This window comes from Rhodococcus sp. 114MFTsu3.1, from assembly GCF_000383555.1.
GTDB lineage: Bacteria > Actinomycetota > Actinomycetes > Mycobacteriales > Mycobacteriaceae > Rhodococcoides > Rhodococcoides fascians_E.
The window spans coordinates 115,254-137,965 of the sequence record NZ_KB911551.1; the positions used below are offsets into that span (position 1 = coordinate 115,254).

Below are 22,712 nucleotides of genomic sequence, written 5' to 3' on the forward strand. Positions count from 1 at the left end.
ACCGTCGTGTCGGCATCCCATGAGGCACGGACTGTGATGTCTGCGTTCCGGAGTATCTTTCGGTCGTGACCGACGCTCGCAGTAGGCGATGGGTGCTGCATCTCGACATGGACGCGTTCTTCGCGTCGGTCGAGCAGCTCACCCGGCCCACCTTGCGCGGACGCCCCGTTCTGGTCGGCGGAGCAGGCGGTCGCGGTGTCGTCGCCGGCTGCAGCTACGAGGCGCGTGTCTTCGGCGCGCGCTCCGCCATGCCGATGCATCAGGCTCGCAGATTGGTGGGCGGCGGCGCGATCGTGCTGCCGCCGCGCGGCGCGCTGTACCAGAGCGTCAGTCGGACGGTGTTCGACGGTCTGCGCACGAGGATGCCTGTTCTCGAGCAGCTGTCGATGGACGAGGCGTTCGGCGAGCCAGTCGAACTCGTCGGCGCCACCGCGGCCGAGGTGGCGGAGTTCTGCGAGATGCTGCGGGCACTCGTCATGGAACGGACGGGCCTCGTGGCGTCGTTGGGCGCCGGTTCCGGTAAACAGATCGCGAAGATCGCGTCCGGTCTGGCGAAGCCGGACGGCGTGACTGTGGTCGCGCCGGCCGAACAAAGTGCTCTCATGGCTGCGTTGCCGGTGCGGAAGTTGTGGGGAATCGGGCCGGTCGCCGACGAGAAACTTCGAAAGCTCGGCATCGACACGATCGGTAAGTTCGTCGCGACGCCGGAGTCGGAAGTGGCGTCGATCCTCGGTGCGACGGTGGGTCCGGGGCTGCACAGGCTGGCGCGTGGGATCGACGATCGAGCCGTCGCCGAGCGCGCCGAAGCGAAGCAGGTCAGCGCCGAGACGACGTTCGCACACGATCTGGTGACCTTGGCGCAGTTGAGGTCTGCGGTGGAACGGAGCGCGGAAGCCGCGCACCGACGCCTGGTGAAGGACGGGCGCGGCGCACGCACGGTGGTGCTGAAGCTGCGGAAATCGGACATGAGCATCGTGACTCGGTCGGCGACGTTGCCGTACGCGACCGTGGACAAGCAGACCATCGTCGCGACGGCACAGCGTCAGGTGCTGGACCCGGTGGAACTCGGTCCGATCCGGCTGGTCGGTGTCGGCCTCGCCGGGCTGTCCACCGTGCAGCAAGGGTCGCTGTTTCCCGAACTCGATCACGAACCGGAGGACACGTCCACGTCGCCCACGACCACGACCACGGGCGAAATTGTGCCTTCGGTAAGAGAACCGCAGCAGAGGTGGCATCCGGGCATGGACGTGAGGCATCCTGAACACGGACACGGATGGGTGCAAGGGGCAGGCCACTCCGTGGTGACGGTTCGGTTCGAGACACGGTCCACCGGACCGGGTCGAGCCCGTACTTTCGCAGAGGGGGACGAGCAGCTCGTTGTGGCGGATCCACTGGACAGTTTGAAATGACAGTGACTCGTCCTGAAATGACGCTCTCGGCTACCGGCGAGTAGCGACGCTTCTTTCCGCCCGAGGCCTCCAATGGCATAGTGGAACAGCCGAGACCGGCCTCTATGTCCGGTTCACGTGAACGACTGAGCAGTACAACCGAAGGGATAAGCACTTGAAGCTCCGTAACACCCGAAAGGCCGTAGTCGCCGGCGTGGCGATCGCTGCTGCGCTGACGATGACCGCATGTAGCTCGGACGACGGTGGCGACACGACGACCACGACGTCGGCAGCTTCCACGACGTCCTCGGCGTCGGCGGCACCGGAGGCATCGGGCGATTACCCACCTGTGCCCACGGCTGAAGAGCTCAACGCCGAACTCGCTCGCGGTCTCGACCCGGCTGTCCCGGTCGAGGAGAAGGCGGCCCTCATCCAGGGCGCCGAGGAAGATCCGGGCCTCATCGAGCAGGTCGCGGCCGCTGCTGTGCAGAACGGCGCCACCGTCGAGATCACCAGTGTCGACGACCTCGGCGACGGCACCCTGAACACGGGCGCGACCTTGACCATCAACGGTCAGGCGAACCCGGGCAACTTCATCTTCGTTGCCGAGGATGGCGCATGGAAGCTGTCCAAGGAGAACGCATGTGGTCTCGTCCAGCTGGCGCAGCTGACCTCGCCTGCGTGCGCGTAGTCACCTAGCTTTTCGCGGTACCTCGAAGCCGGTGCCGTACTCCTCGTTCGGAGTGCGGCACCGGCTTTCGTGTGCCTTCGTCTCGGTCAGGACCCGAGGTCACCACGAATACGCTCGGCTGCTGCATCGGCGAGTGCGGTGAACGATGCCGCGTCGACGCCTTCCTGACTGGTGACGGACAGCTGGAACACGGTGTGGTCGACTACTGCGATCACCACGTCGGACACCAGCGTGAACCCTTCGCTGGTGGTCGCGAGCCGAAACGACGTCGACGCGTCACCCACCGGGGACTGGTCCCGAGCCGACAGCGAGAAGTCGACGTCGATCCCGTCGGCGTCCGTGCCCGTGTACTCGGCGCAGCCGACGAGCGTGTCCTGCACGGTGCGGAACGCCTCTCCAGCGCCTCCGGCACCGTCCTCGCCGCCTGCGTAACTGGCGGCGTCCTCGTCGATGGACGAGAAATTCGGACCCGAGTACCGGACGTCCGCCACCGCCGATGCGCCCGCCGACTGCGTCCCCACAGCCGCGAGAACGTCGGCGCACTCCTGCGGCTCGGTGCCGGACCGATCAGGCGAGTCGTACTCCGGAGCCGGGTCCAGCCCGAGATCACGCACCGGATCCGGAACCACCGCATACCCGTCGGGAAGGTCGCTGGGCGTCAGCATGCGGGATTGCAGATCTACGGAGTCGGTGACGACGGACCCGGAGAGAACGTCAGGGGCGTCGACGACCGTGACCGGAGCAGCCGGGGAAGTGTCGGTGTCGGCACCGGCGGCACCCGCGTCGTCCGTCCCACCGCAGGCGCCGAGGACCAGAAGAGCCCCCGCGCACACTGCGGCAGTACGTACCGATCCAGCTGCGGACCTCACTCCGACGCCCATTCCAGGGTGTCACTGATGTCCTGACGCAGAACCGTCGTGCCGTCGGTGTCGCTGTATTGCTGACTGCCACCGACGGTCACCTCTCCCAATACCGGAAGTGGTTTCGTCAGGTCGATGCGCAGAGTTCCGGTGCCGGACATCGTGTAGTTGTCGATCGCGAGTTGGCCGGCGTCGTCGGGCAGTTCCAGGGTCGTGGATTCCGGCGTCTGATCGATTCGCAGGTCGATCGTCAGCACGTCACCCTCCCGCGCGCGCAGAGTTGCGGTGGTCGTCTGATTGAGCGTCAGACCGCTGATGACTTGCTGTTGAGCCGTCCAGACCGCGCCGATTCCCAGATCTTCCTCGGGAAAGGAAATCGACCGGTACACCGCTTGGTTCAACGCTTGTTCTATTGCCGCACGTGCTGCGTCCTGTGCCGCGTCCGCAGGCGTGATGGACAGTGCGGTGACGGCCCCGCCGTCGGTCACGGTCAACCCGGCGCCGGAACCGTCGGCCGCGGCGAGCTGGTCCGTCAGACGCTGATCCGCCGACGTCGCGACCCCGATCGTGAGATCGACCTCGTCACCGCTGGCCCCCGACGCACGTGCCGTCAGCGGGACCGTCAGATTCGGCGTCGAGAAGTCCTGTACTGCCTGGTCGTCGATCTGCTGGGTGACGGTCGACCGCGTCGTCAGCCGTACCGACTGTTCGCCGGAGATGTTTCGCGTCACCGCGGTCCTGGGCTCGGCGCCGGGGTCGACGAGGGTGGTCGTCACCGGAGTCACCGGCAGCGACACACTCGACGTCGTGGCGGAGGTGTCCGTCTCCGACGGTGCCTCGTCGTCGGACGACCCGCACCCCGCCAACAGTGTGGTGGCGGCGACGGCCACAGCGAGAACTCGGATACGTCGAATCGGGTTTCGGGAAGGCGAGATCACGGGACCAGGCTACGGACACGCTCCGGCCACTTCACCGGACACCGTCGGCGAAGCCGTGCGCGTGCGGCCCGCCCGCGGACCCCTCGGTGTCGATCCGGGATTCGGCTGTGCCGGGGCGATGCGACATGATAGGGGGGTGAGTGACGACCGCCCGACCGATTCGACGAGCTCCGACCCGCACCGCGATCAGAAGGCCGAACCCGACGACACCGTGGTGTCCGGCACCGACGCAGACCCTGCCACCGGTGTGGCACCGAAGCCGCTGCGTACCAGGATGCTGGTCCTGATCGCCGTTGTCGTCCTCGCGTTCGACCTGATCACCAAGATCGCGGCCGTGCACTGGATCAAGCCGGGCAACCCGGTGGAGATCATCGGCGACGTCGTCACACTTCGGATGGTGCGTAATCCCGGCGCAGCGTTCTCGATGGCCACCGGCATGACCTGGCTTCTGACGATCGTCGCGGTATGCGTCGTCATCGGGGTGATCCGGATCGGCCGTACCCTTCGCTCTCCGTGGTGGGCTCTCGGCCTCGGACTCGTGCTCGGCGGGGCTCTCGGAAATCTCATCGACCGGTTCTTCCGATCGCCCGGACCGCTGCAGGGACACGTGGTCGATTTCGTGTCCATCGGATGGTGGCCGGTGTTCAACGTCGCGGACTCGTCGATCGTCTGTGGGGCGATACTCCTCGTCGCGCTGAGCCTGTTCGGATTCGAACCGAACGGTGAGCGGGCCACCACGTCGAAGAAGAATGCCGCAGCGAGCACCGACTCGGGAACGGCGGGACAGAAATGAGGGAATCGCGTTCCATGCCGATTCCCGACGGCTTGGACGGCATGCGGGTCGATGCCGGCGTCTCGCGGCTGCTGGGTCTGTCCAGGACGGTCGCGGCGACTCTCGCCGAGGAAGGGTCCGTCTCCGTCGACGGGTCGGCACTGGGGAAGTCGGATCGGTTGTCGGCGGGTGCGTACTTGGAGGTGCTGCTTCCCGAACCTGCTCGCGCGCTGACCATCGAGGCGGAGCCGGTCGAGGGCATGGAGATTCTCTATGCGGACGACGACATCGTCGCGGTCGACAAGCCGGTCGGGGTCGCGGCGCACGCGAGCGTCGGGTGGACGGGACCGACGGTGATCGGTGGGCTTGCTGCAGCGGGGTTCCGGATTTCCACGTCCGGTGCCCATGAGCGGCAGGGCATCGTGCATCGCCTCGACGTCGGGACGTCGGGCGTGATGGTCGTCGCCACGAGCGAGCGCGCGTACACGGTGTTGAAGCGGGCGTTCAAGCAGCGCACGATCGAGAAGCGTTATCACGCGCTCGTGCAGGGCCATCCGGATCCGAGCAGTGGCACCATCGACGCACCGATCGGTAGGCACGGCAGCAACGACTGGAAGTTCGCGGTGCGGGCCGACGGTAAAGCGAGCATCACGCACTACGACACCATCGAGGCGTTCCAGGCGGCCAGCCTGCTCGACGTGCACCTCGAAACCGGTCGGACTCATCAGATTCGCGTTCACTTCTCCGCGTTGCGGCACCCGTGTTGCGGAGACCTCACCTACGGCGCCGACCCGAAGCTCGCCGACCGTCTCGGCCTGGAACGTCAATGGCTGCACGCCAAGACACTCGGATTCGCGCATCCGTCGGACGGTCGGTGGGTCGAGATCGAGAGCAAGTATCCAGCTGACCTCGAGCACGCACTCGAGGTGCTGCGCGCGGCATGACGCGGATGTCGGGTGCGGCAACGGCCGCGGCGACGGTCCTGGCCGCGGTGGTTCTGCTGTTCGCCCTCGGAACCGCGAATCCGGTGCCCCGGCCAGGGGTGAACACCGACACCCTCGGTCCGGACACCGGAGAAGCAGTGTCCGAGTACCTGGCGCGGGCGGAGGAGACGCTCGCGGAGGACTCCGCCGACCAGGACTCGGCGGGGAGCAATTCCGAGATGCAGTGGGCGTTGGTGTCGTTCGACGCCGAGGTTGCACCCGCGCGCGCGTACGACGCGGTGCAGGACGTACGGATCGCGCAGGTTCTGCTCCGAGTTCCCTTAGAGCGCGTCCAGACCCAGGTCATCTCCGTCGGAGTGCCGGGAACCGAGGCGTCGGTGCTGGGCTCGGCGGCCGTTGCGGGATCGAGACTTCATGGTTCGACCGGGCAGTGGGATCGCCAATCGCAGATCGATGCAGTGTCTTCCGCACGCTTGCTCGAGGGGTGCGAATGTGTCGTCGGACTGATCGTCCGCGGCTCTTCGGAGCAACTCGGAACCGTCGACGCCGGGGACGGGGTTCGGGCGGTCGAGGCCTTGCCCGCGGACGCGATCGCAGGCCGATTCGCCGTGCGCGCCCTACTTCCCGACTATGCGGACGTCGTCGGCCCGCTGCCGGACGACGGGCCCGTTCCTACTCCGTGACGTACGCCCGTTCGGCGGCGGTTACAGGCGCGGCGAGACCGTCGGCGCGCCGGGCCAGGGCCGACACGCGCGGGGGCCGGACACACCGAGAGCCAGGAATGCTCTGTCGGTTCGAGCGCTTAGAATCAGGTGCACTTCGCGCGCGGACATCTCGGCCCGTACGACCCGGCTCGATCTAGCTCGACCCAGTAGGAGACATCTTCGTGACTGACTCGTTCGTACATCTGCACAACCACACCGAGTATTCGATGCTCGACGGAGCGGCCAAGATTGCGCCGTTGTTCGCAGAGGCGAGTCGGTTGGAGATGACGGCGGTCGGTATGACCGACCACGGCAACATGTACGGCGCGAGCGAGTTCTACAACGAGGCGAAGAAGGCCGGCATCAAGCCGATCATCGGTATCGAGGCGTACATCGCGCCGGAGTCTCGGTTCAACAAGAAGCGTGTGCTGTGGGGTGACCGCAGCCAGAAGTCCGACGATGTGTCCGGTAGCGGCGCGTACACGCACATGACGATGGTCGCGGAGAACGCGACGGGTGTGCGCAACCTGTTCAAGCTGTCCTCTCTGGCGTCCATCGAAGGGCAGTTGGGCAAGTGGGCCCGGATGGACGAGGAGATCATCGCCGCGCATGCGGAGGGGATCATCGCGACGACGGGGTGCCCGTCGGGTGAGGTGCAGACGCGTCTGCGTCTCGGTCAGGACCGTGAGGCGCTCGAAGCGGCAGCGAAGTGGCGTGAGATCTGGGGTCCGGAGAACTTCTTCCTCGAGCTCATGGATCACGGTCTGTCGATCGAGCGTCGGGTCCGTGAGGGTTTGCTCGAGATCGGCAAGAAGCTGCAGATTCCGCCGCTCGCCACCAACGACTGCCATTACGTGACCAAGGACGCCGCGGAGAACCACGAGGCGTTGCTGTGCATCCAGACCGGTAAGACGCTCAGCGATCCCACCCGTTTCAAGTTCGACGGCGACGGTTACTACCTCAAATCCGCCGCCGAGATGCGGGCCCTCTGGGACGATCAGGTGCCGGGTGCGTGCGACAGTACGTTGCTCATCGCCGAGCGCGTCCAGCCGTACGACGATGTGTGGGCCCACCGTGACAGGATGCCGATCTTCCCTGTGCCGGAAGGCGAGACGCAGGGTACGTGGTTGGCCAAAGAGGTCGACAAGGGTCTGGAATGGCGGTTCCCCGGCGGTGTGCCCCAGGAATACCGCGATCGTGCCAAGTACGAGATCAGCGTGATTCTGGAGATGGGCTTCCCGGCGTACTTCCTCGTCGTCGGTGACCTCATCGCACACGCCCGCGACGTGGGTATTCGCGTCGGTCCCGGCCGAGGCTCGGCCGCGGGTTCTCTCGTCGCGTACGCGATGGGTATCACCAACATCGATCCGCTGCCGCACGGTCTGCTGTTCGAGCGGTTCCTCAATCCCGAACGTGTGTCGATGCCGGATATCGATATCGACTTCGACGATCGTCGCCGCGGTGAGATGGTTCGGTACGCGACGGAGAAGTGGGGAAGCGACCGCGTCGCTCAGGTCATCACGTTCGGCACCATCAAGACCAAGGCCGCCATCAAGGACTCGGCTCGTGTTCAGTTCGGGCAGCCCGGATTCGCGATCGCCGATCAGATCACCAAGGCGTTGCCGCCGCCGATCATGGCCAAGGACATCTCGGTCGCTGGCATCACCGATCCGGCGCACGAGCGGTACAAGGAAGCGACCGAGGTTCGTGCGCTCATCGATTCCAATCCCGATGTCGCGACGATCTACAAGACCGCGCGTGGCCTGGAAGGGCTGATCCGTAATGCCGGCGTCCATGCCTGCGCGGTCATCATGTCCTCGGAGCCGCTGACCGACGCGATCCCGGTGTGGAAGCGCGCGCAGGACGGCGCGATCATCACCGGTTGGGACTATCCCTCGTGCGAGGCCATCGGCCTGCTCAAGATGGACTTCCTCGGCCTACGCAACCTCACCGTCATCGGTGACGCCATCGACAACATCAAGAGCAACCGCGGGATCGAACTCGACCTCGACACGCTGGGGCTCGATGACCCCGCGACGTACGAATTGCTTGCTCGCGGAGACACTCTCGGCGTGTTCCAGCTCGACGGCAGCGCGATGCGTGATCTTCTGCGACGAATGCAGCCCACCGGCTTCGAGGACATCGTCGCCGTTCTGGCCCTGTATCGGCCGGGACCGATGGGCATGAACGCCCACAACGACTACGCCGACCGCAAGAACGGTCGTCAAGAGGTCAAGCCCATCCACCCGGAGTTGGAAGAGCCTCTCGCGGAGATCCTGAAGGACACGTACGGCCTCATCGTGTACCAGGAGCAGATCATGCAGATCGCGCAGAAGGTCGCCGGGTATTCGCTCGGACAGGCCGACATTCTGCGCCGCGCCATGGGTAAGAAGAAACTGTCGGTGCTGGAAGAGGCGTACGCAGGATTCCGTGAGGGAATGCTGGCCAACGACTTCTCCGAGCCCGCGATCAAGGCCCTGTGGGACACCATTCTTCCGTTCGCCGGATACGCGTTCAACAAGTCGCACGCAGCCGGATACGGTCTGGTGTCCTACTGGACCGGCTATCTCAAGGCCAACTACCCCGGCGAATACATGGCCGGTCTGCTCACCAGCGTGTCCGACGACAAGGACAAGTCCGCCATCTACCTGGCGGACTGCCGCAAGCTCGGGATCACCGTCCTACCCCCGGACGTCAACGAATCCGAACTCAACTTCGCGTCCGTGGGCAAGGACATCCGGTTCGGTCTCGGCGCGGTCCGCAACGTCGGCACCAACGTGGTGGCGTCGATCATCAGGGCACGCGAGGAGAAGAGCAAGTACACCGACTTCTCGGACTACCTGAACAAGATCGATGCGACGGCCTGCAGCAAGAAGGTCACCGAGTCGCTCATCAAGTCGGGTGCGTTCGATTCGCTGAATCATCCGCGCAAGGGCTTGATGCTCATTCACGCCGACGCCATCGATTCGGTCATGGGCACGAAGAAGGCCGAGGCAATCGGACAGTTCGATCTGTTCGGCGGAGAGGACGCCGACGAGTCGATTTCCGCGGTGTTCAATGTTCGTGTCCCCGAGGACGAGTGGGAATCGAAGCACCGATTGGCGCTCGAGCGCGAGATGCTCGGCCTGTACGTGTCCGGCCATCCGCTGCTCGGCGTCGAGCACATGCTCGCGGCCCAGTCGGACACCAACATTCCTGCCATTCTCGAAGGCGATGTCAAGGACGGTACGCAGGTCACCATCGGCGGCATCCTCGCGTCGGTGAACCGCCGGATCAACAAGAACGGTCTCACGTGGGCGTCGGCTCAACTCGAGGACCTCGTCGGCGGAATCGAGGTTCTGTTCTTCCCGCAGTCCTACTCGGTGTTCGGCGCCGACGTGACCGAGGATTCGGTGGTTCTCGTCAAGGGGCGCGTGTCGGTACGTGACGATCGAATCTCCCTGATCGCCAACGACCTTGCTGTGCCGGACCTCTCGGCGGTCGGTGTCGCGAAGCCTCTCGCCGTCAGCCTCCCGACCCGTCAGTGCACGGCCGACAAGGTCGGAGCACTGAAGCGGATTCTGAAGAGCCACCCGGGCACGTCCGACGTGCATCTCCGGCTGGTCAGTGGGGACAAGGTGACGGCGATGAAGCTGGACGACAGTCTGCGGGTCACGCCCACGTCGGCCTTGATGGGTGACTTGAAGGCGCTGCTCGGACCAGGCTGCTTGGCAGGCTGATGCGTGGACGCTATCGGCGGACGGTCGCGCGGCGTTCGGCGAACAGCAGCGTCCACCACGTAACGACGGTGGCCGCAGCACCGGTCAGTACTGCCACCTGCAGCGACGTGGTGAATGCCAGAGCGCCGAGAAACACGAGGGCTCCGAGCACGAGCGCCTCGACCTTGTAGACCGGCCAGGCGGTCCCAGCGATGTCGACGGTACCGACATGAGTGCGCCGACGCGGGGTGGTGCTGGGAAGTGCGTAGGTCATGACGCTGACTCCTTCGGCAGTGCTGTTCTCCTACGTCAGGGTATACGCACAGAAGGATTCGGTCCACCGAACTTCTCTGTTCGATGTGCGTGTGCACGGTCGGTGGCGCGCCGGGCGGTACAGGTGTTGACTCGAGTGCATGCCATTGACAGGAGAGTACGAACCCAGCACATCCGATTGGGCACGCGAGCAGGCCGAACTGCTCGAAGGGTCCGGCGGTACCGAGGGCACCACGATGAACGGAATGCCAGTCATCTTGCTGACGACGCGCGGCAACAAGTCCGGCAAGCTGAGAAAGACGCCGCTGATGCGCGTCGAGCACAACGGGGAGTACGCGGCCGTCGCCTCGCTGGGCGGCGCGCCGAAGAACCCGGTCTGGTACTACAACGTGAAGGCCGAGCCGCTCGTGGAGTTGCAGGACGGAACCGATCGTGCCGACTACATCGCCCGTGAAGTGACGGGGGAGGAGAAGGCCGTGTGGTGGGAACGCGCCGTCCAGGCGTACCCCGATTACGCGGATTACCAGACGAAGACCGACCGCGAGATTCCCGTGTTCGTACTGTCGAGAGCATAGAAGGAGCCCGAAGAAATTGAGTACCGAGACTGTCGCCGATCAGATCGTCGGCCAACTGATCGAGGCCGGTGTCCAACGCATCTACGGAATTGTCGGCGACAGTCTCAACCCGATCGTCGACTCGGTTCGACGCAGTGGCGGTTCGAAGGCGGGTGGCATCGACTGGATTCACGTTCGCCACGAGGAAGCCGCCGCCTTCGCCGCTGCCGCCGAGGCGCAGTTGACCGGCAAGCTCGCAGTCTGTGCCGGTTCGTGCGGGCCGGGCAACCTGCACCTCATCAACGGCTTGTACGACGCGAACCGATCGGGCGCGCCGGTGCTGGCCATCGCGTCGCACATTCCCAGCGTGCAGATCGGTTCCGGATTCTTCCAGGAGACGCATCCGGACCGGTTGTTCGTGGAGTGTTCGGTGTACGCGGAGTTGGTCAGTACGCCCGAACAGGCTCCGCGAGTGGTCCACTCGGCGCTGCAGCATGCCGTCGGCAGGTCGGGCGTCGCGGTGGTGACGTTGCCCGGGGACATCGCGGACGAACCTGCGGCGCGCTCGGCGCCCGCGTACGTCCGCACCGGCAGGCCAGCGCTGGTGCCTGCGGACGAGGATGTTCGAGCGCTGGCCAGCGCCATCGACGAAGCCGACACGGTCGCGATCTTCGCCGGAGCGGGTGTCCGGGACGCGCGGCCCGAGTTGCTCGAACTCGCCGAGAAGGTGGGTGCTCCGATGGGGCACTCGTTGCGCGGTAAGGAGTTCGTTCAGTACGACAACCCCTTCGACATCGGGATGACCGGACTTCTGGGGTACGGGGCCGCTCACGACGGTATTCACGACGCGGATCTGCTGATCCTGATCGGCACCGACTTCCCGTACGACCAGTTCCTGCCGGACGAGGTACGCACCGCCCAGATCGACAGCGCCGCCGAGAACCTCGGACGCCGAACCAGCGTGGATCTGGCCGTGCACGGCGACGCGAAGAGCACGTTGGCCGCGTTGCTTCCGCTGGTGCAGCGCAAGGACGACCGTGGGTTCCTGGACCGTACGCTCGAGCGTCACCGCAAGCTGATGACGAAGGTCGTGGGCGCGTACACCAAGCCGGTGGGGCAACGCACTCCCATACACCCGGAATACGCGGCGTCCATCCTCGACGACCTCGCGGCGGCCGACGCGATCTTCACCGCCGACACCGGCATGTGCAACGTCTGGACCGCCCGCTACCTGAACCCGAACGGTCAGCGGCGCTTCATCTCTTCGGCGTTGCACGGATCGATGGCCAACGCTCTACCGCACGCGATCGGTGCGCAGGTGGCGTTCCCGACGCGCCAGGTCGTGTCGGTGTCGGGCGACGGCGGATTGTCGATGTTGCTGGGCGAACTGGTGACGGTGGCGATGTACAAGTTGCCGGTCAAGATCGTCGTGTTCGACAACTCGACGCTCGGCATGGTGAAGCTCGAGATGCTCGTCGACGGTATCCCGGACTTCGGCGTCGACGTGCCTGCGGTCGACTACGCAGCGGTCGCGGCAGCGCTGGGGATCTTCTCCAAGAGGATCGTCGAGCCGGGTGATCTGGAAGCAGGCCTTCGCGCTGCGCTCGAACACGACGGCCCCGCCCTGGTGGACATCGTCACCGACCCGAACGCGTTGTCTCTGCCCCCGACCATCACCGGCCAACAGGTCAAGGGGTTCGCTCTCGCGATGTCGAGGATGGTGATGAACGGAGGCGTCGGGGAAGCCGTGCAGATGGCGAAGTCGAATCTCCGGAACGTGCCGTTGCCGTCTCAGTTCTCGCCGCGAGGCTAGTCCCGATTGGTCGAGCACCCGCCGCTGGTGGCAGCATAGGTGGGTGTCCAACTCGCCTGACGTCTTCGCGCCCAGCACCGGTTCGTTCGCAGTGACTGCGGATGACATCGACATCGCTGCGCAGCGTATTGCGAAGGTCGTGGCCACGACGCCGTTGCAGTACTGCGAGCGGCTGTCCCGGGAGACCGGTGCCGTCGTCTACCTCAAGCGCGAGGATCAGCAGATCGTCCGGTCCTACAAGATCCGCGGTGCCTACAACCTGATGGCCCAGCTCACACCCGAGGAGCTCGCAGTCGGTGTCGTGACGGCGAGTGCAGGCAACCACGCGCAGGGTGTCGCGTTCGCGTGCCGGGCGATGCAGGTGCGCGGCCGAATCTACGTGCCCGCCAACACGCCCAAGCAGAAGCGGGACCGCATTCGAGTGCACGGCGGGGATTTCGTCGAGTTGATCGTCACCGGTGACACGTTCGACGCCGCCGCGGCAGCGGCCGCCGCGGATGTCGTGCGCACCGGAGCGACCATGGTTCCTCCCTTCGACGACGAGCGGACAGTGGCCGGGCAGGGCACGATCGCCGCGGAAATCGTCGAGCAACTGGGTTCTGCACCGGACACCGTCGTCATGCCGGTCGGCGGCGGGGGATGCATTGCCGGAATCTCGACCTATCTGCGTGAACGCGCACCGGGTACGGCGCTCGTCGGCGTCGAGCCGTCGGGTGCGGCGTCGATGACGGCGGCGTTGGTGGCCGGGGGTCCGGTGACGTTGTCCGACATCGACCCGTTCGTCGACGGCGCTGCCGTGCGCCGGATCGGTGACGTCCCGTTCGAAGCGCTGCGTTCGCTCGGCGCCGAGGTCGTGTCGCACGCGTCGTTGCCGCTGGTGGCGATGCCGACGTTCCCGTCGCGCGATGAGGGCGCGGGCCCATTTCTGATGACACAGATCGACGAGGGTGCAATCTGCACGGCGATGCTCGAGCTCTATCAGAACGAGGGCGTGATCGCCGAGCCGGCGGGGGCGCTCAGTGTGGCGGCGTTGACACAGATCGCGGTGGAGCCGGGGAGCACCGTCGTCTGCCTGATATCGGGCGGCAACAACGACGTCTCGCGGTACGGCGAGATCCTCGAACGGTCACTCGTTCACCTCGGTCTGAAGCATTACTTCCTCGTCGACTTTCCTCAGGAGCCCGGTGCCTTGCGCCGTTTTCTCGACGAAGTCCTGGGGCCCGACGACGACATCACTCTGTTCGAGTACGTGAAGCGGAACAACAGGGAGACGGGTGCTGCGTTGGTCGGCATCGAGCTGGGCGTGGCCAGCGGCCTGAGTGCGCTTCTCGAACGGATGCGGGCCTCCGGGTTGACCGTGGAGCAGCTCGAGCCGGGTTCGCCCGCGTATCGCTACTTGACCTGATCCGACCCGAGCAGGCGCTCGACCACTTTCCGGTGGAGGTCGGCGTCGACGGGCGGAAGTTCGAGCAGGGCGCCGAGGTAGATTCCGTCGCCGACCAGGCGCACGATCTCGGCGTGCACCTCGTCGGGTATCTCGGTGCGCAGGCTCTCGTCCCACAGTCGCATCATGTCGATGACCGCCTGATGGATCTCGCCGGGGTTGCCGTCGACGCTGCGGAGGGCGGCGAGGGTCGATCTGTACAGCGCCACCTCGTGCTCGGCGATGCCCTCGGGCGGTTGCAGGTACCACCGCGCGACGGTGGTACCGCCTCGCTCGGCCTCCGCACGTTGTAGATCGGCCTGCTCGCCGAGGCGTCGAACCATGGCCGCGATCATCGTGTCCTTGGTCTTGAAATGGTAGAGAAGGCCGCCTTTGGAGACGTCTGCCTTGGCTGCGACGCTTTCCAGGGTGACCTTCGTGACTCCTTGATCGAGGAGCATCTCTTCGAGGGCGTCGAGAATGCGATCGCGTGTGTCGGATGCCATGTGCGTCACCCTACCCAATTTCGCTTTACCGGCTGGACGGTTCACTGCTACTCTCGGTCGCTGTACCGGCTGGACGGTTCAGTCGAGGGTGAGAGCATCGAGGAGTGACGAAGTGAAAGACATCAGCGTCGGACCCGCCGCGCAGGCGCAGACCCAGCGGGCGACGCCGAAAGACTGGCTCGGTCTCGTCGTACTGGCGTTCGCGGTTCTCTTGATCGCGGTCGACGGTACGGTCCTGGACCTGGCGCTACCGTTCATCAGCTCGGATCTGTCACCGTCGAGCAACCAACTTCTGTGGATCATCGACGTCTACTCGTTCGTACTGGCCGGGCTGCTCATCACGATGGGCACTCTCGGGGACCGGATCGGACGACGGAAACTCCTGCTCATCGGTGCTGCCGGATTCGGAATCGCGTCCGTCGTCGCGGCATTTGCCACCAGCCCGGAAATGTTGATTGCCGCTCGCGTGCTGCAAGGTGTCTCGGGCGCGACCTTGATGCCGGCCACTCTCGGTCTGATCAGGACGATCTTCACCGATCCCCGCCAACGTGTCATGGCGATCGGTGTGTGGGGCGCAATGGCAGGCGGCGGCGCAGCGGCCGGACCACTGGTCGGCGGATGGTTGCTCGAGCACTTCTGGTGGGGCTCGGTGTTCCTGATCAACATCCCGGTGATGCTCGCGTTGATCGCATTCGGTCCTCTCGTGATACCGGAATCGAAGGATCCGAACCCCGGCACGTTCGACCTGATCAGCTCGGGATTGTCGATGGCCGCTCTGGTTCCGTTGGTCTACGCGGTCAAAGAGACCGCGGCCCACGGCATATCCGCCGTCAACGTCGGCGCGGCACTGGTCGGTGTCGGTGCAGGCGTTCTGTTCGTCCGGCGGCAGAGGCGGCTCGACGACCCGATGATCGACCTACGGCTGTTCTCCAACCCCGCCTTCTCGACGGCGGTGTTCACGAACTTCCTGTCGGTGTTCGCGCTGGCAGGCGTGCTCTTCTTCGGCGCCCAGTATCTTCAGCTCGTGCTGGGCAACAGCCCACTGGAAGCGGGCTTGCTACTGCTGCCAGGCACGGCGTCGAGCATCGTGACGTCTCTGGTGGCCGCGTACCTCGTCCGTATCTGGTCTCCGGCAACGGTGCTCGGCGCAGGACTTGCCGCTGCTGCTGTCGGTGCTGCCGTGCTGTTCGGGCTACGCGTCGACAGCGGCCCGGCACTGTTCATCATCGGCTTCGTTCTCGTCGGCGCGGGCGCGGGCACGGCACTGACGTTGACGTCGGACCTCGTCGTCAGTTCCGTCCGTCCCGAACGCGCCGGTGCGGCGTCCGCCGTGTCGGAAACGGCATACGAGTTGGGGATCGCGCTGGGCGTGGCCGTTCTCGGCACCGTGGTCATGTCCTACTTCCGCCGAGGGCTCGACGTCTCCGGCCTCGATTCCGAGCGCGCGGCGTCCGCCCAAGAGACACTCGGCGGCGCGGCTGCAGTCGCGCGTGACCTCCCGGCGGAGCTGGGAACGGCCCTGACCGAGTCGGCGCATGCAGCGTTCGTTCAGGGCATGCACACGGCGTCGGTGGCGACGGCCGCCGTCATGGCAGCGACCGCCGTCTACGTCGTCCTTCGGCTCCGCCGGAAGTAGAAACAAGCTCGGCTCCGCCGGAAGTAGAAACAAGCTCGGCTCCGCCGGACGTGACAACCGAGCCTCGGCCGCGTTGCTCAGGACGTTTCGAGCACCGCGAACGAGTGACCTGGAACGCGTGTGGCGGAGCCGGTGTCGTTCGACGTCGGCTCCTCCCACGACAGCATGGTGCGACCCCCGACCGGAACGGTCACCGTGGAATCGGACAGGTTGCACACGACGGCGAGCGATCCACGGTGCAGCACGATCCACTGCTGGTCCTCGTCGTAGTCGACCTTCAGATTCGGAAGCCACGGATCGGTGAGTTCGGGCCGCGCACGCCGCAGCGACAACAGATCCCGGTAGACGGTCAACAGCCGGGCATGATCTCCGGTGCCCAGTTCTGTCCACTCCAACTTGGACCGGAGGAACGTGTCCGGGTCCTGCGGATCCGGGATGTCTTCTTTGTCCCAGCCGTGCTCGGCGAACTCGGATTTGCGGCCCTCGGCCGTCGCTTCGCCCAGCTCGGGTTCCGGATGCGAGGTGAAGAACTGGAACGGGGTCGACGCGCCCCATTCCTCGCCCATGAACAACATGGGTGTGTACGGAGAGGTGAGAACCAGTGCGGCTTTCACGGCCAGCTGACCCGGGCTGAGGTAGAAACCGGGCCGGTCACCGACGGCTCGGTTACCCACCTGGTCGTGCGTGGTGGTGTACGTGACGAACGAGCTCGCCGGGACTCGGCGCGTGTCGAGCGGCCTGCCGTGGGTTCGACCCCGAAACGTCGAGTACGTGCCGGCGTGGAAGAAGCCCTGGCGCAACGTGTTCGCGAGCCCCTTCAGCGATCCGAAGTCGCCGTAGTACCCCTGACGTTCACCGGAGACAGCAGCGTGGATTGCGTGGTGGATGTCGTCGTCCCACTGCGCGTCGAGCCCGTACCCGCCGCCGGAACGCGCGGTCACCAGCGTGGGATCGTTCAGGTCGCTCTCCGCGATCAGCGTCAGCGGTCGGCCGAGGTGCGCCGAGAGCCGACGGGTGTCGACGGCCAACTCCTCGAGGAGATGGACGGCGGTGTGATCGACGATGGCGTGCACCGCGTCGAGCCGTAATCCATCGATGTGGAACTCGGAGAACCAGCGCAGAGCATTGTCGATTGCGTACCGACGCACCACACCGGACTGAGCTTCCGCGTAGTTGATGGATTGACCCCAGGTGTTGGCGCCCTGCGTCATGTACGGGCCGAACCGTTCCAGGTAGTTGCCGGACGGACCGAGGTGGTTGTACACCACGTCCAGCACCACCGCGAGGCCGCGAGCATGGCACGCGTCGACGAAGCGCTGCAGACCGTCGGGGCCGCCGTATCCCTCGTGAACGGTGTACCAGAGCACACCGTCGTACCCCCAGTTGTGGGTACCGTTGAATCCGTTCACCGGCATGACCTCGACGAACGTCACGCCGAGGTCCACGAGGTGGTCGAGGCGTTCGATCGCCGCGTCGAACGTACCCTCGGACGTGAACGTTCCGATGTGCAGTTCGTAGATCACCCCACCCGGCAGTTGACGACCGGTCCACGACGAGTCCGTCCAGCCCGACGGATCGAGCGTGTGCAGCTGAGACGGCGCGTGCACGCCGTCCGGCTGCCGCGGCGACCGAGGATCGGGAATCACCGCCGGATCGTCGTCGAGGACGAAACCGTACCGGGCATCGGGGGAGGCGTCGACGTCGGCGTGCCACCAGCCGCCGTCACCTCTGGTCATCGCATGGACGGTGCCGTTCACGTCCACGCGCACCGTGGTGGGGGTCGGAGCCCAAACTTCGAAACGATGGGTCATGCGTCACGTTCTCCTGACGTATCGCTCACGGTGATCTCACGCACGAGCACAGCAACGGGCAAGGACGACAGCAGTGTGTCGGCCTTGACTACGCCGTGGTACTCGTTGTCGGTCAAACGATCTCGCCACCGGCCCGCCGGCAGTGCAATCGTCGTCGACCCCCAGCTGCCCGAATCGAGCCCGAGGGAATGTCGGGTGGCGACGGCGATCACGTCCGCGGCTGCAGCAACGGGGCCACGGGCGAATCCCACGATGTGCGCTGCTGACGAACCTTGCGCGTACACCGGCGCGTACGTTCCGCCGACGAAGCTGTCCGGGCGTTCACGCCTCAGGTGCAGGGACTCGCGGACGACCGCGAACTTGGCCGATCCGGACGAGTCCACCACCGTCGACGACGGAGCGGACAGATGCCGACGTCGAACGTCGTAGTCGATCAACCGACGGTTATCCGGGTCGACGAGCGAGTCCTCCCAGAGCTCGGTGCCCTGGTACACGTCGGGCACTCCCGGTCCGAGCAGATGGAGCAGTTTCTGGCCGAGTGCGTCACTTCGTCCGTGTGGGTCGAGCCGTGCGACCAGCATGGTCACCGAGTCGGCGACCGAACCGCTCATCACGGAGTCGAGCCACGAATGCACCGATGCCTCGAACGCCTCGTCGACGTCGGTCCATCCCGTACGGGTGCCGGCTTCACGCATGGCCTTCTCCGCGTACGCGTGGATTCGCTCGCGTAGTTCGGCGGAGACGACGCCGTCGGCGGGCCACACTCCGAACAGGTTCTGCCACAGGAACAGTCCGGTCGCACCGTCCGGACTCGGGGCGACCTCCTCCCAATCCGAGATGCACCGCGACCACAGTTCCGGTGTCTGCGACAGCACCCCGATTCGGGCCCGCACGTCCTCGCCGCGTTTGGTGTCGTGAGTGGACAGTGTCGTCATCGCCGCGGGCCACCGAGCCGCTCGCTCCGCATTCGCAAGATGGAACTGAGCGGGGGAGATCCCGAACTCCGCCGGGTCACCGCCGACCTCCTGCAGCGAGATCAACCGAGCGGCGCGGTAGAACAAGCAGTCCTCGACACCCTTCGCCGTGACCGCACCGCACACCTGCTCGAACCGCACCGCCGATTCGCCGTCGGCGATCAGCGCAGCGGTCACCGCATCCAGTGCGTCGACCAGGGCGGGTTCGGCGGCCCCGACGTCGCCGACGACTCGGCCGACCGTCCCGGCCAGCGGCCCGTAGTCCGACCGGTAGTACGGCATCCGGGCCACCACGGCCACGATCGCCGCGGTGATCGACTCGAACGGTGCGTCCGAACCGGACTCGCGCACGACAGCGCGCGCCAGCCGCCTGACCTCCGGAGCCAGATCGCCCTCGGCGACAGCAGTTTTCAAGTCGCGCTCCGCGGCATGCAACCACTGCGCGTCCCCCGGCGCTCCGCCCCGCGAACGAGACAGCTCGGTGAGAGCCTCGGCACCCGACGGATCGACGAAGACACCGCCGAGATCGGCCAGAGCGTCGTATCCGGTGGTTCCATGCACCGGCAACGCGGGATCCAGTGGCTCGCCGCGCGCCAATATCTTCTCGATCACCAGCCAACGATCGGGGCCGATGAGTTCGCGGAGCTCGGTGAGGTAGCCGGCGGGATCGGCCAATCCGTCGGGGTGGTCCACGCGGAGACCGTCGACCAGCTCGTCGGTGATCCAACTGGCAACCTGGACGTGCGACGCGGTGAACACGTCGAAGTCCTCCTGCCGAAGACCGGCGAGGCCGTTGACGGAGAAGAAACGCCGGTACCCGACGAGACCGGACTTCCAGTCGACGAGGCGATACGCCTGCGCGGCATGGACTGCCTCGGCGTCCTCGGTGCCGACTCCGTCAGGGATGGTGCCGGGTCCGTCGGAGAGGGTTCCGGCGGCGATGGGGAATCGGTGCTCGTAGTACGCGAGCAACGGCGTGTCTCCGGACCGGTCGATCGTCAGGGCCGCGGTGTCGTCGGCCGATCCGAGGACGGGCAACGCAATCTTTCCGTCGGCTCCGTTCTCCGACGCCCAGTCGATGTCGAAGTACGAGGCGTACTCGGAGGCCTTCCCCTTGGACAGCACGTCCCACCACCACGCGTTCTGCCGCGGATCGTCGACGCCCACGTGATTGGGCACGATGTCGACGATCACGCCCATGCCACGCGAATGCAGTTCAGCGACCAGCGCTTCGAAGCCTTCGCGCCCACCGAGCGGTGCGGACACCGAGGTGGGGTCGATGACGTCGTACCCGTGGGTCGAGCCGTCGGTGGCTTCGAGGATCGGCGACAGGTATGCATGGCTCACGCCGAGATCGTCGAGGTAGTCGACGATCCGGCGGGCGTCGGCGAAGGTGAACCCGTCCCCTCGCAGTTGAAGTCGATACGTACTCGAGGGAATCGGCCGCGGGGGATGGGACACTGGTGTCAGTCCGTCTTTCGTAGAACGAGGAGTGACCGGGCGGCCACCTCGACCGGTGTACCCGCTTCTATGACATTTTCACTCACCCCGGTGAGGATTGCCGTGTTCAGTGCGACCGTCCACTCCTTGGCGTACTCGCCGTCGGGGGTCAGGAACTCGATGGTTTCGTGATGGGCGTTGAAGCACAACAGGAACGAGTCGTCGACGACGCGCTCGCCTCGCTGATTCGGCTCGGGAATGCCTTCGCCGTTCAGGAAGACGGTCAGGCTCTTGCCGAATCCGCTGTCCCAGTCCTCGGGTGTCATCTCCTCACCGGCCGGGGTCAACCAGGCGATGTCGCGGGCCTGCTCGCCGGTGCGAATCGGCCGGCCCTCGAAGAACCTGCGGCGACGGAACACCGGATGGTCGTTGCGCAGCGCGATCGCGTTCTTGGTGAACTCGATCAAGTCCGCGTTGGTCTCGGCGAGCGACCAATCCATCCATGCCAGTTCCGAATCCTGGCAGTAGACGTTGTTGTTTCCCTGCTGGGTTCGACCTAGTTCGTCACCGTGCGCGATCATCGGCGTGCCCTGACTCAGCAGCAGAGTCGCCATGATGTTGCGGATCTGACGGGCGCGCAGGTCGAGTATCTCGGGGTCGTCGGTCGGGCCTTCGACACCGCAGTTCCACGAACGATTGTGGCTTTCGCCGTCGTTGTTGTCCTCGCCGTTGGCGTCGTTGTGTTTCTCGTTGTAGGACACCAGGTCGTGCAACGTGAACCCGTCGTGCGCGATCACGAAGTTGATACTCGCACCGGGGCGACGACCGGTGGCCTCGTACAGGTCGGAGGATCCGGTGAGTCGTGATGCGAACTCGCCGAGTGTGGCGGGCTCGCCGCGCCAGTAGTCACGGACGGTGTCGCGGTACTTGCCGTTCCACTCCGTCCACAGACCGGGGAAGTTACCGACCTGGTAGCCGCCCTCGCCGACGTCCCACGGCTCGGCGATCAGCTTGACCTGGCTGACGACCGGATCCTGTTGGACCAGATCGAAGAAGGCGCTCAGCCGGTCCACGTCGTGCAGTTCACGAGCCAGCGTCGACGCCAGGTCGAAGCGGAAGCCGTCGACGTGCATCTCGGTGACCCAGTACCGCAGCGAGTCCATGATGAGTTGCAACGTGTGCGGATGGCGGGCGTTGAGACTGTTACCCGTGCCGGTGTAGTCCATGTAGTGGGCCGAATCGCCGTCGACGAGGCGGTAGTACGCAGCGTTGTCGATTCCCCGGAAGCTGATGGTCGGGCCCATGTGATTGCCCTCGGCGGTGTGGTTGTAGACCACATCGAGAATTACTTCGATACCGGCCGCGTGGAACGCACGGACCATCGCCTTGAACTCGGTCACGGCCGCGCCCGCCGTCGGGTTCGACGAGTAGTCGGCATGGGGCGCGAGGAAGCCGAACGTGTTGTATCCCCAGTAGTTCCGCAGTCCCTTGTCCAGCAGTGTCTGATCCTGCATGAACTGGTGCACGGGCATCAGTTCGATCGCGGTGATGCCCAGATTCAGCAGGTGGTCGATGATCGCCGGGTGGGCGAGCCCTGCGTAGGTTCCGCGCAACGATTCCGGAACGTCGGGGTGCGTGATCGTCATGCCCTTGACGTGCGCCTCGTAGATCACCGTCTCGTGATACGGCCGACGCGGTGCGCGGTCGTTCTGCCAGTCGAAGAACGGATTGATGACCACCGTGGTCATCGTGTGGCCGAGGGAATCGTGCTGCGGAAAATCGTCGCGTGGTGCCTCGTCGTGCGCGATGGGATCCGGCTCGACGACCTCGAGGTCCGGATCCGCCAGATCCGCGTCGTCCTCGTACGGCTTCTCGTCCGGAGCCGCGGCCTCCTCGGGCTCGGGAACGTCGAGGCTGTAGGAGAACAGCGAACGGTCACCGTCGAAGTCACCCTCGAACGCTTTGCCGTACGGGTCCAGAAGCAGCTTGCTCGGATCACAACGATGACCCGACGCCGGATCCCACGGACCGTGTACTCGGTAACCGTACTTCTGGCCGGGGATCACCGACGGAAGGTACGCGTGCCAGACGTAGCCGTCCGACTCCTCGAAACGGATACGAGTCTCGGTGCCGTCGTCGGCGATGAGGCACAGATCCACGGCTTCGGCAACCTCGGAGAACAGCGCGAAATTGGTACCGACACCGTCGTAGGTGGCTCCCAGCGGATACGCGGACCCGGGCCAGACTTCGATCGCGGGTGATTCGTTGGGTGCTTCGACAGACATGA

At 65.5% G+C, this 22,712-nt stretch carries 17 protein-coding genes; 10 read left to right on the forward strand and 7 right to left on the reverse strand.

What is annotated here, in order from left to right:
- Window positions 1-107: 107 nt before the first annotated feature.
- Window positions 108-1,409 carry a DNA polymerase IV gene (locus H292_RS0115530; RefSeq protein ID WP_442978567.1) on the forward strand — a complete coding sequence of 434 codons (1,302 nt, stop codon included), beginning with the start codon at window positions 108-110 and terminating at the stop codon, window positions 1,407-1,409.
- Between the two features lie 154 nt (window positions 1,410-1,563).
- On the forward strand, window positions 1,564-2,079 hold the full coding sequence (locus H292_RS0115535; RefSeq protein ID WP_019665908.1) for a hypothetical protein: 516 nt from the start codon (window positions 1,564-1,566) through the stop codon (window positions 2,077-2,079).
- Between the two features lie 86 nt (window positions 2,080-2,165).
- On the opposite strand, the gene H292_RS0115540 is transcribed toward H292_RS0115535, so the two are convergent.
- Complete coding sequence (locus tag H292_RS0115540) at window positions 2,166-2,948, reverse strand: hypothetical protein (RefSeq protein ID WP_230620891.1); 783 nt, start codon at window positions 2,946-2,948, stop codon at window positions 2,166-2,168.
- Entirely contained in the window at window positions 2,945-3,829 is an 885-nt protein-coding gene (locus H292_RS0115545; RefSeq protein ID WP_020111984.1) for a hypothetical protein, read from the reverse strand. Before H292_RS0115545 ends, H292_RS0115540 begins: the two co-directional genes overlap by 4 nt.
- A gap of 322 nt (window positions 3,830-4,151) precedes the next feature.
- Here H292_RS0115545 and lspA point away from each other — a divergent pair, with 322 nt between their 5' ends.
- The 4 genes from lspA (at window position 4,152) to dnaE (ending at window position 10,016) form a co-directional block, all read left to right on the forward strand.
- Window positions 4,152-4,670 (forward strand): signal peptidase II, encoded by a 519-nt coding sequence (lspA, locus tag H292_RS0115555; RefSeq protein ID WP_230594098.1) that lies wholly within the window; start codon window positions 4,152-4,154, stop codon window positions 4,668-4,670.
- Window positions 4,667-5,593: an RluA family pseudouridine synthase gene (locus H292_RS0115560; protein ID WP_020111985.1), complete on the forward strand. Its 927-nt coding sequence runs from the start codon at window positions 4,667-4,669 to the stop codon at window positions 5,591-5,593. Before lspA ends, H292_RS0115560 begins: the two co-directional genes overlap by 4 nt.
- A complete protein-coding gene (locus H292_RS0115565; protein WP_020111986.1) occupies window positions 5,590-6,276 on the forward strand; it encodes a hypothetical protein in 687 nt (228 codons plus the stop codon). The genes H292_RS0115560 and H292_RS0115565 overlap by 4 nt, the downstream gene beginning before the upstream one ends.
- Before the next feature lie 203 nt (window positions 6,277-6,479).
- Window positions 6,480-10,016, forward strand: a complete 3,537-nt coding sequence (gene dnaE, locus H292_RS0115570; protein ID WP_019665901.1) for a DNA polymerase III subunit alpha — start codon at window positions 6,480-6,482, stop codon at window positions 10,014-10,016.
- Between the two features lie 10 nt (window positions 10,017-10,026).
- On the opposite strand, the gene H292_RS0115575 is transcribed toward dnaE, so the two are convergent.
- Window positions 10,027-10,269 (reverse strand): hypothetical protein, encoded by a 243-nt coding sequence (locus tag H292_RS0115575; RefSeq protein ID WP_019665900.1) that lies wholly within the window; start codon window positions 10,267-10,269, stop codon window positions 10,027-10,029.
- Between the two features lie 139 nt (window positions 10,270-10,408).
- Between H292_RS0115575 and H292_RS0115580 the strand changes: the two genes are divergently transcribed.
- Genes H292_RS0115580 through ilvA form a run of 3 tightly spaced genes read left to right on the forward strand, consistent with a single transcriptional unit; the run spans window position 10,409 to window position 14,040 of the window.
- Window positions 10,409-10,843: a nitroreductase family deazaflavin-dependent oxidoreductase gene (locus H292_RS0115580; RefSeq protein ID WP_019665899.1), complete on the forward strand. Its 435-nt coding sequence runs from the start codon at window positions 10,409-10,411 to the stop codon at window positions 10,841-10,843.
- A 16-nt stretch (window positions 10,844-10,859) separates the two neighbouring features.
- Window positions 10,860-12,635, forward strand: a complete 1,776-nt coding sequence (locus H292_RS0115585; protein ID WP_020111987.1) for a pyruvate dehydrogenase — start codon at window positions 10,860-10,862, stop codon at window positions 12,633-12,635.
- 43 nt (window positions 12,636-12,678) lie between these two features.
- Entirely contained in the window at window positions 12,679-14,040 is a 1,362-nt protein-coding gene (ilvA, locus tag H292_RS0115590; protein ID WP_020111988.1) for a threonine ammonia-lyase IlvA, read from the forward strand.
- Here ilvA and H292_RS0115595 read toward each other — a convergent pair.
- A complete protein-coding gene (locus H292_RS0115595; protein WP_019665896.1) occupies window positions 14,028-14,564 on the reverse strand; it encodes a TetR/AcrR family transcriptional regulator in 537 nt (178 codons plus the stop codon). The two genes, ilvA and H292_RS0115595, sit on opposite strands and share 13 nt — an antisense overlap.
- A gap of 112 nt (window positions 14,565-14,676) precedes the next feature.
- Here H292_RS0115595 and H292_RS0115600 point away from each other — a divergent pair, with 112 nt between their 5' ends.
- Window positions 14,677-16,200 carry an MFS transporter gene (locus H292_RS0115600; RefSeq protein ID WP_019665895.1) on the forward strand — a complete coding sequence of 508 codons (1,524 nt, stop codon included), beginning with the start codon at window positions 14,677-14,679 and terminating at the stop codon, window positions 16,198-16,200.
- A gap of 77 nt (window positions 16,201-16,277) precedes the next feature.
- On the opposite strand, the gene treZ is transcribed toward H292_RS0115600, so the two are convergent.
- From treZ to glgX, 3 genes are read right to left on the reverse strand one after another with little or no spacing between them, the layout of a single operon-like run.
- Window positions 16,278-18,011 (reverse strand): malto-oligosyltrehalose trehalohydrolase, encoded by a 1,734-nt coding sequence (treZ, locus tag H292_RS0115605; RefSeq protein ID WP_027498855.1) that lies wholly within the window; start codon window positions 18,009-18,011, stop codon window positions 16,278-16,280.
- Window positions 18,008-20,446, reverse strand: a complete 2,439-nt coding sequence (treY, locus tag H292_RS0115610) for a malto-oligosyltrehalose synthase (protein ID WP_019665893.1) — start codon at window positions 20,444-20,446, stop codon at window positions 18,008-18,010. Before treY ends, treZ begins: the two co-directional genes overlap by 4 nt.
- Window positions 20,447-20,451: 5 nt before the next feature.
- Complete coding sequence (gene glgX / locus H292_RS0115615) at window positions 20,452-22,710, reverse strand: glycogen debranching protein GlgX (RefSeq protein WP_019665892.1); 2,259 nt, start codon at window positions 22,708-22,710, stop codon at window positions 20,452-20,454.
- Window positions 22,711-22,712: the final 2 nt, after the last annotated feature.